This window comes from Mycetohabitans rhizoxinica HKI 454 (genome assembly GCF_000198775.1).
Classification (GTDB): Bacteria; Pseudomonadota; Gammaproteobacteria; order Burkholderiales; family Burkholderiaceae; genus Mycetohabitans; species Mycetohabitans rhizoxinica.
This window is the reverse complement of record NC_014722.1, coordinates 390430-402986: the sequence shown is the minus strand read 5'-3', so window position 1 is coordinate 402986 and position 12557 is coordinate 390430. Positions and strand designations below refer to the sequence as shown.

Sequence of the window (12557 nt, the reverse complement as noted above, 5' to 3'; positions counted from 1 at the left end):
CAGGCGCCGCGCGCTCAAAGCCCCATGCTAGCATAGTGTACGGCGATGCCGGCGAACAGGATACCGCCGAGCCAGTTGTTGTGCATGAACGCCGCAAAGCACCGCATCCGGTCGCGGTCGCGGATCAACGTGTAGTGGTACACCGCACAGCCGAGCGCGCCCGCCCATCCGGCCCAGTACGCAACGGACCCGTGCAGCGCATAGCCGATCCATGCATAGATGCCCAGCATCGCTGCGTAGCACAGCATCACGGCCAGCACGTCGAAGCGGCCGAACGTCAACGCGGACGTGCGAATGCCGATCTTGATGTCATCATCCCGGTCCACCATCGCGTAGGCAGTATCGTAAGCGACCGACCAGAACACGTTCGCCAGCAGCATCAGCCACGCGAGCGGCGGCACTTGGTCCTGGATCGCGGCGAATCCCATCGGAATCCCAAAGCCGAACGCAATGCCCAGGTAGGCCTGCGGAATCGCGAAAAAGCGCTTCATAAACGGATACGTACCCGCCACGAACAGCGCCGCGACGGAGAGCCACTTGGTCAGCGCGTTTAGCGGCAGGATCAGCAGGAACGACACCAGCGCAAGCGCGGCCGCCACGGCAAGGGCTTTCCACGGGGCGATCTGACCCGACGTGAGAGGGCGATCCTGCGTGCGCTTCACATGCTTGTCGAAATCCCGGTCTGCGTAATCGTTGATCGCGCATCCGGCCGAGCGCATCAGAACAGTGCCAATCGCGAAGATCGCAACGATATGCGCAGGGGGATGGCCATCGGCCGCTATCCATAATGCATTCAGCGTCGGCCATAGCAGCAGCACGCTGCCGATCGGCTTATGCAGCCGCAGCAGGCGGAAATACAACGGCAGGCGCAAGGTTAGCGCGGACATCATGCAGCACTCGGATCGAAACGTCATGACCCGTTATTCTAGGCGAAAACGCACGGCGTGGCCTGCCGCACCACGTGCTCCAGTCGCGCCGCATACCGCGCCAGGCTTGCGGTACACGAAGCGGCATGGGATGTATCAAGCGGTGAAACGTCTCTTCAGCTGCAACGGTCAGTTGACCGCGGCGGGTAGCTCAAGCTTACGCGTACCGGGTAACGCGCACGCGCGAATCGCATCGCAGATCGCATCGATCGCCGGCATCCGCGTGAAGCTCTTGCGCCATGCCAGCACCACGCGCCGGTCCGGCTGCGGCTCGGTAAACGGCACGTAGCTGAGCAGGCCGTTGTCCACGCCGCTTGCATGCGCGCGTACCTCCTGCACCGAGGTGCGCGGCAGCACGGTGATGCCCACGCCGCTGGCCACCATGTGGCGGATCGTCTCCAACGAGCTGCCCTCGAACGTCTTCTGAATCCCGTCTGCGTTTTGCGAAAAGCGCATGAGTTCTGGGCACACGCCCAACACATGGTCTCGAAAGCAATGGCCGCTGCCCAGCAGCAACATTGTTTCCTGCTTCAGGTCCTCGGCATTGATTGCGTTGCGCCGCTCCCACGGGTGCCCCGCAGGAAGCGCGACCACAAACGGCTCGTCATACAGCGGACGGACCATCAAGCCGGTTTCCGGGAACGGCAGCGCCATGATCGCGACGTCAATCTCGCCCTGCTTGAGCAGTTCGATCAGCTTCAGCGTGAAGTTCTCCTGCAGCATCAGCGGCATCTGCGGCACCGTCTCGATCATCTGCTTGACCAGCGCCGGCAGCAAATAGGGGCCGATCGTATAGATCACGCCGAGCCGCAGCGGCCCGACCAGCGGATCCTTGCCCTGCTTGGCGATTTCCTTGATCGCGAGCGTCTGCTCAAGCACACGCTGCGCCTGGGTGACGATCTGCTCACCGATCGGCGTGACGCTGACCTCGCTGGTACCGCGCTCGAAGATCTGAACGTTCAGTTCGTCCTCGAGCTTCTTGATCGCGACCGACAACGTCGGCTGGCTGACGAAACATGCCTCCGCGGCCCGGCCAAAATGGCGTTCCCGGGCAACGGCAACGATGTACTTGAGTTCGGTGAGCGTCATTATCGACTAATCGAGGCGATACTTTCGATAGATTTTCTCTTATACGCGTTGCCGGCCCGTTTGCCAAGGGGGCCTTTACCTGCCCCCATTTCCCCACCCTCATCGGGATGGCCGGCAGCGCGCAGGCAGACGCCACGCGCGAAACCCGGGCACGCCGTCGCCGGCTTCATTGCCTTCATACCACCCGCATCCGCTGCCCGCGCTCACCCCTTCACCCCTTCACGCCTTCAAGTACTGCTCGCGGCTGCCGAGCCAACGTGTCAAGTGCGCGGCGGCGGCCTGCGGATACTCGCCCAGCAGCCGCTCGGCCGCGCGCCGTGCCGGCTCGATCAGCCAAGCATCCTGCTCGATGTCTGCAAAGCGCAGCATCGCTGCGCCGGATTGCCGCGCGCCGAGGAATTCGCCGGGGCCGCGGATCTCCAGGTCCCGACGCGCGATCTCGAAACCGTCCGTGGTCTCGCGCATCGTACGCAGTCGTTCGCGCGCCGCCAACGACAGCGGGCTGGCGTACATCAGCAGGCACACCGACGACTGGCTGCCCCGGCCGACCCGGCCGCGTAATTGGTGCAATTGCGCGAGGCCGAAGCGCTCCGCGTGCTCGACTACCATCAACGACGCATTGGGCACATCGACGCCGACCTCAATCACCGTGGTCGCTACCAGCAAATGGATCTCATTGCGGGTAAAGCGCGCCATCACGTCGGCCTTGTCGGCTGCCGCCAGGCGACCATGCACCAGTCCCACCTGCAACTGCGGCAGCGCGGCAACGAGCGTCTCATAAGTGTCCACGGCAGTCTGCAATTGCAACGCCTCGCTCTCCTCGATCAATGGGCACACCCAGTACACCTGACGTCCAGCCAGGGCGGCCTCGCGCACGCGGGCAATCACTTCATCGCGACGCGCATCCGATACCAGCTTGGTGAGCACCGGCGTGCGCCCTGGTGGTAACTCGTCGATCGTGGACACGTCCAGGTCCGCGTAGTACGTCATCGCGAGCGTGCGCGGAATCGGCGTCGCGGACATCATCAATTGATGCGGCTGGAACCCCGACACCGCGGCTTCGGCCTGCGCCTTCGCGCGCAAGGCAAGCCGCTGTTCGACGCCAAAGCGGTGCTGCTCGTCCACGATCACCAAACCAAGCCGAGCAAATTTCACCGCCTCCTGAATCATCGCATGCGTGCCGATCACCAGCGGCGCGTCGCCGCTGGCCACCGCCTCCAATGCGGCGCGCTTATCGCGCGCCTTCAGGCTGCCGGCCAGCCACGCCGTGCGCACACCAAGCGGCTCGAGCCAGCCGCGCAGTTTGCGCGCATGTTGTTCGGCCAGCAACTCGGTGGGGGCCATCAGCGCCGCCTGGTAGCCGGCATCGATCGCCTGCGCCGCCGCCAGCGCGGCGACCACTGTCTTGCCGCTGCCCACGTCCCCCTGCAGCAGTCGCTGCATCGGATGCGCCGCGGCCAGGTCCGCCGCAATTTGCTCGCTGGCCCGCTGCTGCGCGCCGGTCAACTGGAACGGCAGCGCGGCATGCAACCGCGTGACGAGCGCGTCGCGATCGGCGGCGGGACGGCGTGCCATCGCCGGTGCGGCGCGCAAACGCCGCTCGTCATGCGCGCGTTTGAGCGACAATTGCTGCGCGAGCAACTCCTCGAATTTGATCCGCAACCATGCCGGATGGGTCCGCTCCATCAGGGCGGCCTCATCCGCATCCGCACGCGGGTGATGCAGCGTGCGCACCGCATCGGCCAACGACGGCACCCCAAGCGGGGCCAGGAACGCGTCGGCGATCTGCGGCGGCAGCAACTCCGGCAATGGCGTGCGTTGCAGCGCGCTGTCGATCGCGCGGCGCAAATACGCCTGCGACACGCCAGCTGTGCTCGAGTACACAGGCGTCAACGCGTCGGGCAACGGCGTGTCGTCTTCAACCACGCGGTATGCCGGATGGACCATTTCCATCCCGAAGAAGCCCCCTCGCACGTCGCCACGCACGCGCAAGCGCGCGCCAGACGCCAGTTGCCGGGCCTGGGAGCCCCAAAAGTTCAGAAACCGCAGCATCAGCACATCGCCGTGCTCGTCGCGCAGCCGTACCAACATCTGGCGGCGTGGCCGGTAGGCGATTTCGTTGTCCACCACTTCGCCCTGGACCTGCGCGGTCATGCCTGGCAGCAGTTGGCCAATCGGCGTCAGCGTCGTCTCGTCCTCATAGCGCATCGGCAAATGCAGCACCAGGTCGATGTCGCGCACCAGCCCCAGCCGAGCCAGTTTGTCGCTCGGCTTGGCACCCGACTTGCCGGCGGGCTGGGTCGAAGCCTTGCCAGCAGGTTTAACGGCGGGACTGTCGGCAGCTTGGGCCGCCGTGTCATCCGCGGCTTGGACCGCAGCCTTGTCGCCGACCATGGCCGCCGGGAGGCGCTTGCGTGCCGACGGCCCGGCGCCGCGGCGCGCAGGCGCCGCGGCGCCGCCTGCGCTGGCATCGCCAGGCACGGCGTCGGGTTCACCTGATCGCGGTAACACCAGCTGCGGATGACGGGACAAAGACATCGGGCTATCGCAAGTACAATATCGATTTTATTGGCACGGCCCTGCATTGTGCATCAGGGTAGCGCAGTTGCGCGAGCGTGCCGTTGCGCTACCCGTCCCATTTCATGTACACGCTGTCCGATTTCGATTTCGATCTGCCCCCGGAGCTGATCGCACAACATGCGTTGCCCGAGCGCAGCGCGAGCCGCCTGCTCGAAGTCACGCCAAGCGGTGCACTGCTGGACCGCCATTTCGGTGAGCTGCCGGCTTGCCTCGAGCCCGGCGACCTGCTGGTGTTCAACGACACGAAAGTGCTCAAGGCCCGCTTTGACGGGATCAAGGCGAGCGGCGGACGCGTCGAGGTACTGATCGAGCGCGTGACCGGTCCGCGTACCGCGCTCGCGCAAATCCGTGCGAGCAAGCGCCCCGCGCCGGGTTCGACAATCCGGCTCGCAGACGCCTTCGACGTGACCGTCGGCGAGCGCGTCGAGCCATTTCATACGCTGCATTTCCCGCACGATTGCATCGAATTGATTGACCAGCATGGCCGGTTGCCGCTACCGCCCTACATCGAGCACACGCCCGACACGTATGACGAGGCACGCTATCAAACCGTGTTCGCGACGACGCCAGGCGCGGTCGCGGCGCCCACCGCCGGCCTGCATTTTGATGCGCCAACACTGGCCGCGCTGGACGCGCGCGGCGTGCGCCGCGCGACGTTGACGCTGCACGTGGGTGCCGGCACGTTCCAGCCGGTGCGCACCGACGACATTGCGCAGCACAAGATGCACAGCGAGTGGTACAACATCCCGCCGGCGCTCGTCGAGGCCATCGAGGCCACGCGGGCTGCGAAACGCTCGGTGATCGCGGTTGGCACGACGTCGATGCGCGCACTGGAGGCGGCAGCCCGCGATGCCGAGCGCGATGGCCGTGAACTGCATGCGGTCCGTGCTGAAACGGATATCTTCATTACGCCCGGTTACCCGTTCCGCGTCATCGACCGGCTCGTGACGAACTTTCATTTGCCCAAGTCGACGCTGCTGATGCTGGTGTCCGCGTTCGCCGGTGTCGAGCCGATCCGCCGCGCGTACCGCCACGCGATCGCGCAACGCTACCGTTTTTTCAGCTACGGCGACGCGATGCTGCTCACGCGGGCCGCATCCGTCGCACAGCGATGACCCGACATCGCCACCCGCGCTCGCCATCATCGCGCACCGCCCACGAGCCCGCCCTAAACCCATCATGTTGAAATTTGACCTCTTGCGCACCGATGGCCTCGCACGACGCGGCCGACTGACGCTGAACCACGGCACGATCGACACGCCGATCTTTATGCCGGTCGGCACCTATGGCACGGTCAAGGCCATGGCACCACGCGAACTCGAGGACATCCGCGCGCAAATCATCCTAGGCAACACGTTTCATCTATGGCTGCGCCCAGGGCTCGACACGATCACCGCGCATGGCGGCTTGCACCGCTTCATGGGCTGGCAACGGCCGATCCTGACCGACTCCGGCGGCTTCCAGGTGTTCTCACTTGGCGAGCTGCGCACAATCACCGAGGATGGCGTGACGTTCGCGTCGCCGATCAACGGCGACCGGCTGTTCCTGTCGCCCGAGGTGTCGATGCAGGTGCAAAAGGTGCTGAACTCCGACATCGTGATGCAATTCGACGAGTGCACCCCGTACGCGACCGATGGCGTACCCACCTCGCATGATGCCACGGCACGCTCGATGCAGATGTCGCTGCGCTGGGCCAAACGCTCGCTCGACGAATTCAGGCGCCTTGCCAATCCAAACGCGCTGTTCGGCATCGTGCAGGGCGGCATGTACGAAGCACTGCGCGACGAATCGCTCGCGGGGCTATCGGACCTCGGCTTTGATGGCTACGCGATTGGCGGCCTGTCAGTTGGCGAACCGAAGGAGGACATGCTGCGCGTGCTACAACACATCGGCCCCAGGCTGCCGCTCGACAAGCCGCACTATTTGATGGGGGTGGGCACGCCGGAGGACCTGGTGGCCGGCGTGGCCGCCGGCATCGACATGTTCGACTGCGTGATGCCCACACGCAACGCGCGCAACGGCTGGCTATTCACGCGGTTCGGCGACCTGAAGATCCGCAATGCGATGCACCGCAACGACACGCGGCCGCTGGACGAAAGCTGCGTCTGCCATACGTGCCGCCACTTTTCGCGCGCGTACCTGCATCACCTGCATCGCGTTGGTGAAATCCTCGGCGCGCAACTGAACACGATCCACAATCTGCATTACTACCTGAACCTAATGCAGGAGATCCGCGATGCCATCGAGGCGGGAACGTTCAACGCGTTCGTGACGCGCTTTCACGCGGACCGCGCACGCGGCGTCGAATAGCGGCTCGCTCGCGCGCTTAAGTAGACGCCGGGCATCGCAGCGCCGAATCCGGCGCTGGCCCCGTGGGCGCGATGCGGGTGCCGGTGCGCCCACTTGGCGGCGCGGCGCAGGCAGAGGTCGCACAGCGATGCTGCACAAGCTCGCGCACCACGTCGGCGATGTCGGCCGACAAGCGTTGCAACGCCCGCCGATGACCGGCCACTAGCGCCTCATAGCCGGCCGCAACGGGCTCCTCGATCGTGCTGTGGCATGTCACGGGCACCCCGTCGGGCAACGCGCGCACGCTCCACGTCGCCTCCAGGCCGGCGTGCGCACCGGGCGCCGATTCGAAGCGCTGCACGTTGACGTGAATCCGGAACACCGGTGAAGTGGCCGGATGCGGCGTGCGATAGACATCGATCGCGCCGAGCGCGCGACTCACCTCGTCGGACAGCGCGCGGCCCATCTCGTCAGACAACGGCGCGCTCCACCGCTCGTGCTCGAGCAACGCTACCTGGCCCGGTCCGGTCGTGACGACGAATTGGGAGCGAGCCACTTGCTGCGGCACGTCAACCGGCATCAACTCGATATAGAACTGCGCTGGCGCCGCACGCGGCGCCCCGCGTGCCGGCCCCGCCAGCGTATAGAAGCGATCGGGCACCACACTGCCACACGCACTCGCGAGCAACGCCGCCGCGCACAGGACGGCAAGCGGCGCGATGTGTGCGATGCAGCGCCGCGGAGATCGACACGACTTCATGGTTGATCCCTCCCCTTACCGCGTAGCAGCGATTCAGGATGACGTTCGAGATAGTCCGACAGCGCATTGAGCGACTGCAGCGTACGCGTCAACTGTTGCAGCGCCTGCCGCACATCGGTCTGCAGCGGCGAATCCTGTTGCAGCGACGACTGTGCAGCATGGAACGTTCGCTGCGCCGTACTCAACGTGTCCTTGGCCTGCGGCGCAAGTTGGGTATCGAGTTGCTTGAACAGGCTGTTGGCACGCTTCAGCGTGCTGTTCAAGCGCACGCCGATCTCGTCGAACGGCACCTTGTCAAGCTTCTTCGCAATGTCGGCCACTTGCAGTTGCAGTTCGTCCAGCGTATTGGGCACGGTCGGCAACTCGATCGGCGAGCGGCTCATGTTCACCTTGGCCGGCGGTGCATTCGGGAACAGGTCCAGCGCGACGTATAACTGGCTGGTGATCAGGTTGCCAGTGCGCAACTGGGCCCGCAGCCCCGATTTCACCAAGCTCTCGATCATCGTCGCGCGCGCTCGCACGCCGCCAGTGCGCGCCGCTTCGCGCACGCGCGGCCCGAGCCGGTCCGGATACAGCTCGACGGTTACCGGCATCAAAAACGCGTGCCTCACCGGATCGTAATCGATACCAATTGAGCGCACCCGGCCCAGTACGATGCCGCGGAAATCAACTGGCGCGCCGACCGACAGGCCGCGCAGCGACTGGTTGAAGTTCAGCACGAACGGCACCGCCTCGCCGTCCGACGCCCGCATTGCATCGGCTTCATCGCTCGCCAGGCGGAAATGAGCGTCATTGCGCGCTTGTGCACCCACCGGCTCGCTTGGCGGCGATTGGAACGCGATGCCACCAATCACCATGGCTGCCAGCGATTGCGTATTGAGCTTAAAACCGCCTGAATCGAGCCGCAGGTCGACGCCGCTCGCATGCCACCAGCGCGTGTTCTCACCGACGTACTGATCATAGGGCGCATTGACAAATACTTGCATCGTCACGCCGGTGCCATTCGGGTCGAGACTGTAGCCCACCACCTGCCCGACCTGCACGCGCCGATAGAATACCGGCGAGCCGATATCCACCGACCCCAGGCTGTCGCCGTGCAGCACGAATTGGTGCCCGCTCTGATCACGCGTAATTGGCGGCGGCTGTTCGAGTCCGAGGAATTGCTTGCGCGTTTCCCGAGAACGGCCAGCGTCCACGCCAATATAGGCGCCCGAGAGCAGCGTATTCAGTCCTGATACGCCGCTGGCTGCCACGCGCGGCCGTACGACCCAGAAGCGCGTGTCGTCAACGGCGAAGCCCTCGGCCTGCTTGGTCAACTCGACGGTCACGAGCACGGTGGCCAGGTCCTTGGACAGCGTGATGGTCTTCACCGCGCCGATCACCACGTCTTTGTATTTAACCTGCGTCTTGCCCGGCTCGAGCCCTTCGGCCGTCCTGAACGTGATGGTGATCGTTGGCCCGCGCTCCAGCACCGTCTTCACAAACAGCGACACGCCGACCAGCGCGGCGATCAGCGGAATCACCCAGACCAGCGACGGCAGCCAGCGGCTCGTGCGCTGCACAACCGGCTCAGGCAAATGCGGCGGCACGCCACCGTCAGCCGCCCCAAGCGGGTCGCCCGGCCCCGCCTCCGGCGAGCCGGTCCCGGTGGCGTTGTTTTTGTTATTCATGTTCCTTTCCTGACGATTCGATGTTGTCCCAGATCAGGCGGGGATCGAACTGCATCGAGGCGATCATCGTGAGTACGACGACCACGCCGAACGCAACCGCACCGGGTCCAGCGGTAATTTCCGCGAGCGAGTGGAAGCGCACCAGCGCGACGGTCAGCGTGATGACGAAAATATCCAGCATCGACCAGCGGCCGATCGCTTCGACGCCGCGATACAGCCGCGTGCGCTGCAACGGCCGCCATCTCGAACCGATTTGGGCCGTGACGGTCAGCAGCGTCAGCACAGCGAGCTTGAGCATCGGCACGAGGATGCTCGCCACGAATACGATCACGGCCAGCGGCCAGTCGCCAGAGGTCCAGAAATAGACAACGCCAGACATGATCGTATCGTCCTGCGAGCCAAGCAACGACGACGTATGCATCACCGGCAGCAGATTCGCCGGCACGTACATGATCGCCGCAGCAATTAAGAACGCGTACGTGCGCGCAATCGAATCCGGCTTGCGCACGTGCAGCGTCGCGCCGCAACGCGCACAGCACTGCCTCTGGCCGGTGCGCACCAACGGCGACACCAGCCCGCACGCATGGCACGTCACCAGGCCAGCGCGCCGCGCGCTCGGGTAGGTCGTGCGCGGCGTGCTCATGAATGCCTCGCCGCGCGGCTGCACGTGGTGACGCCTTCGTCGAGTCGGTCCGCGACCTCCCATAGCACGCGGGGATCGAACGTCACCACCGATGCGATCATCAGCGTCAGCGCGCCAAACGCGAACAGCGCCGCTTCCGGGCGCATGTCCGCCAGACTCGACAGCTTGACCAGTGCGACGAGAATGCCGAGCATGAACACCTCGATCATGCCCCACGGCCGGATCCACTGGATCATCCGCAACAACTCGTCGAACGCATACGGGCGAATGCCAGCGCGCAACGAGAACAGCAAGTAAAGCAGCGCACACAATTCGGCGAGCGGAAACAGCGTCGTGGAGCACAGCACGAGCACCGCGATCACCTGGCTGTTTTCAGCCCACAGCGCGGCAATGGCGGCGGCCAGCGTAGTCTGCGTGACGATCCCGTTGGTCTCCAACTGAACGATCGGCGCGGCCTGCGCAATCACGAACGTGATCAACGCGGCAAGCGTCATCGCGCTCACTCGGTCCAGCCGCCCGGACAGGCCACGATACAACACCGCGCCACAACGAGCGCAGCGCGCGACTGTGCCCGGATGCAGTGCGCGCTTGTAATGCAGCGCGTCGCACTGGTGACACGCAATCAGCTCGGTAGGGTCCATACGGGTTCGACGGTTCCGGTAAGCGCCATGCGGCGGTCCATCTTAGCAAAGCATAGCGCCGGCGTTGCCTCGTTTAGCGTGAGGATGGATTCGAGCCAATACTACTGCATTGTTTCCTACGAGGAGAGACTGACTTTCATGCCGTCCGCTAACGTTGCACGGCATTACCAAACCGCTGAAGCTGAAGCTGACGCTGGACTCGTTCCAATGTAAGCAGCATCCGATGCTCAAACGCTGGTGGTGCGGCGCCGATGCCAAGGCTAGCTTCAACCGCGCTGACTTCGGGCTGGACTATGGTCAGTCCTACGGCTTCAACATGCAGACCACGCTCCAGATCCAAGTCGAAGGCATCAAGCAATAGTGAACGCGACCGGGCGAGCGGCTTGAGCCGCGTCGCGTGCAACCGATGCGGCAAGGCAAACCCCGTTTGGCCCTTTTTAACGGTTGAAATCTGACGGCGTTACCGCTAAGGTGAGGCGCACGCAGGCACCGGCGCCAAAAAATCATTGTGAGTACAACGACCAGGCGACGGCATTCGTCAACGCAGTTCATAGAATAAGGGACTCGCATGGGTGCATCTGTCTCATTGTCGTCCGTTACCCCGACCGTGCAGCCGAAGGTGTGGCGCGCAGTGGCCGCTGCCTCGATCGGCAACGCACTCGAATGGTTCGATCTGGTCGCCTACGGCTTCTTTGCCGTTGTCATCTCCCGGCAATTCTTCCCGGCCGGCAACGACACGATATCGTTGCTGCTCACCTTGGGCACGTTCGGCGTATCGTTCTTCATGCGACCGCTGGGCGCCATCGTGCTCGGCGCTTATGCGGACCGCGCCGGCCGCCGGGCCGCGCTATCGCTGACGATCTTGCTAATGATGGCCGGCACGCTAATCATCGCGGTGCTGCCCAACTACGCGACCATCGGCCTGGCCGCGCCGCTGATCCTAGTCATCGCGCGATTGCTGCAAGGCTTTTCCGCCGGCGGCGAGTTCGGCAGCGCCACTGCGTTCCTGGCTGAGCATATGCCGCAGCGCCGTGGCTTTTTCTCCAGCTGGCAAGTCGCCAGCCAAGGGCTCACGACGCTGCTCGCAGCCAGCTTCGGCGTCATACTCAATGGCAACCTGTCATCCGCGCAAATGGATGCATGGGGTTGGCGGATCCCATTTTTCTTCGGGCTGTTGATTGGGCCGGTGGCATGGTATATCCGCAAGCACGTCGATGAGACGCCCGAGTTCGTCGCGGCCGAGATGTCGAGCAAGACCACGTTGACACCCGTGCGCGATACCCTCGCGACGCAGAAGGAGCGTTTGCTGATCGCCATCGGCGTGGTGATTCTGGCCACCGTGTCGACGTATGTCGTGCTGTTCATGCCGACCTTCGCGGTGAAGCAACTCGGCCTACCGGCGTCGGCGTCGTTCGCCGCGATCCTGTTGACCGGCATGATCCAGTTGGTCGTGTCGCCACTGGTGGGCCACTGGTCCGACCAGCATGGCCGCACCGGCATCATGCTCGCCTCGGCGATCGCGATTCTCGTGCTGATCTACCCTGCGTTTGCGACGCTGGTCTCGCATCCGACCTTGGCGACGCTGCTGGTCGTGCAAATCATCTTCGGCTTTTTGATGAGCGGCTATTTCGCAACGCTGCCTGGGTTGCTGTCGGAGATTTTCCCGGTCAGTACTCGTACGACCGGGCTGTCGCTGTCGTACAACATCGCCGTGACAATCTTCGGCGGCTTTGCACCGTTCATCATCTCGTGGTTGATCGCATCGACTGGCACCAAAGTGGCGCCCGGCTTCTACATGATCTTTGCGGCCGCGATCAGCATCGTCGCGCTGTTTGCGGTGCGCTTGCGACTCGCGGTGCGCTGAACGCGCGAGCCGGTTGCAGCGGTTGCAGCAGTTGTAGCGGTTGGCCAGTCCGAGCTGTCACGGACCAGCCAACACGCCGCGCAGGGCGGCGAGCG

10 protein-coding genes and 1 pseudogene are annotated in these 12557 nt (G+C 64.3%); 4 read left to right on the top strand and 7 right to left on the bottom strand.

Going from position 1 to position 12557, the window contains the following annotated elements:
- Window positions 1-14 precede the first annotated feature (14 nt).
- The 3 genes from ubiA to recG form a co-directional block, all read right to left on the bottom strand.
- Window positions 15-887, bottom strand: a complete 873-nt coding sequence (gene ubiA / locus RBRH_RS01780; protein WP_041754020.1) for a 4-hydroxybenzoate octaprenyltransferase — start codon at window positions 885-887, stop codon at window positions 15-17.
- Between the two features lie 168 nt (window positions 888-1055).
- Window positions 1056-2015 carry a LysR substrate-binding domain-containing protein gene (locus RBRH_RS01775; RefSeq protein ID WP_013434181.1) on the bottom strand — a complete coding sequence of 320 codons (960 nt, stop codon included), beginning with the start codon at window positions 2013-2015 and terminating at the stop codon, window positions 1056-1058.
- A gap of 219 nt (window positions 2016-2234) precedes the next feature.
- Window positions 2235-4553: an ATP-dependent DNA helicase RecG gene (gene recG, locus RBRH_RS01770; RefSeq protein WP_083813416.1), complete on the bottom strand. Its 2319-nt coding sequence runs from the start codon at window positions 4551-4553 to the stop codon at window positions 2235-2237.
- A gap of 104 nt (window positions 4554-4657) precedes the next feature.
- Here recG and queA point away from each other — a divergent pair, with 104 nt between their 5' ends.
- Both queA and tgt read left to right on the top strand, forming a co-directional pair.
- Complete coding sequence (gene queA, locus RBRH_RS01765; RefSeq protein ID WP_041754019.1) at window positions 4658-5710, top strand: tRNA preQ1(34) S-adenosylmethionine ribosyltransferase-isomerase QueA; 1053 nt, start codon at window positions 4658-4660, stop codon at window positions 5708-5710.
- Window positions 5711-5774: 64 nt separating this feature from the next.
- Window positions 5775-6905, top strand: a complete 1131-nt coding sequence (tgt, locus tag RBRH_RS01760; RefSeq protein WP_013434177.1) for a tRNA guanosine(34) transglycosylase Tgt — start codon at window positions 5775-5777, stop codon at window positions 6903-6905.
- Between the two features lie 16 nt (window positions 6906-6921).
- Here tgt and RBRH_RS01755 read toward each other — a convergent pair whose 3' ends face one another.
- The 4 genes from RBRH_RS01755 to RBRH_RS01740 are packed head-to-tail and all read right to left on the bottom strand — an operon-like array spanning window position 6922 to window position 10598.
- Complete coding sequence (locus tag RBRH_RS01755) at window positions 6922-7644, bottom strand: PqiC family protein (RefSeq protein WP_013434176.1); 723 nt, start codon at window positions 7642-7644, stop codon at window positions 6922-6924.
- Entirely contained in the window at window positions 7641-9314 is a 1674-nt protein-coding gene (locus RBRH_RS01750) for a PqiB family protein (protein WP_013434175.1), read from the bottom strand. Before RBRH_RS01750 ends, RBRH_RS01755 begins: the two co-directional genes overlap by 4 nt.
- Window positions 9307-9957 (bottom strand): paraquat-inducible protein A, encoded by a 651-nt coding sequence (locus tag RBRH_RS01745; RefSeq protein WP_041753029.1) that lies wholly within the window; start codon window positions 9955-9957, stop codon window positions 9307-9309. The genes RBRH_RS01750 and RBRH_RS01745 overlap by 8 nt, the downstream gene beginning before the upstream one ends.
- Entirely contained in the window at window positions 9954-10598 is a 645-nt protein-coding gene (locus RBRH_RS01740; RefSeq protein WP_041753027.1) for a paraquat-inducible protein A, read from the bottom strand. The genes RBRH_RS01745 and RBRH_RS01740 overlap by 4 nt, the downstream gene beginning before the upstream one ends.
- A 148-nt stretch (window positions 10599-10746) precedes the next feature.
- On the opposite strand from RBRH_RS01740, the pseudogene RBRH_RS01735 reads away from it, so the two are divergent.
- Window positions 10747-10959: pseudogene (locus RBRH_RS01735) on the top strand (YceI family protein); the annotation flags it as partial.
- Between the two features lie 207 nt (window positions 10960-11166).
- Window positions 11167-12462 carry an MFS transporter gene (locus tag RBRH_RS01730; RefSeq protein WP_013434171.1) on the top strand — a complete coding sequence of 432 codons (1296 nt, stop codon included), beginning with the start codon at window positions 11167-11169 and terminating at the stop codon, window positions 12460-12462.
- Window positions 12463-12557 lie beyond the last annotated feature (95 nt).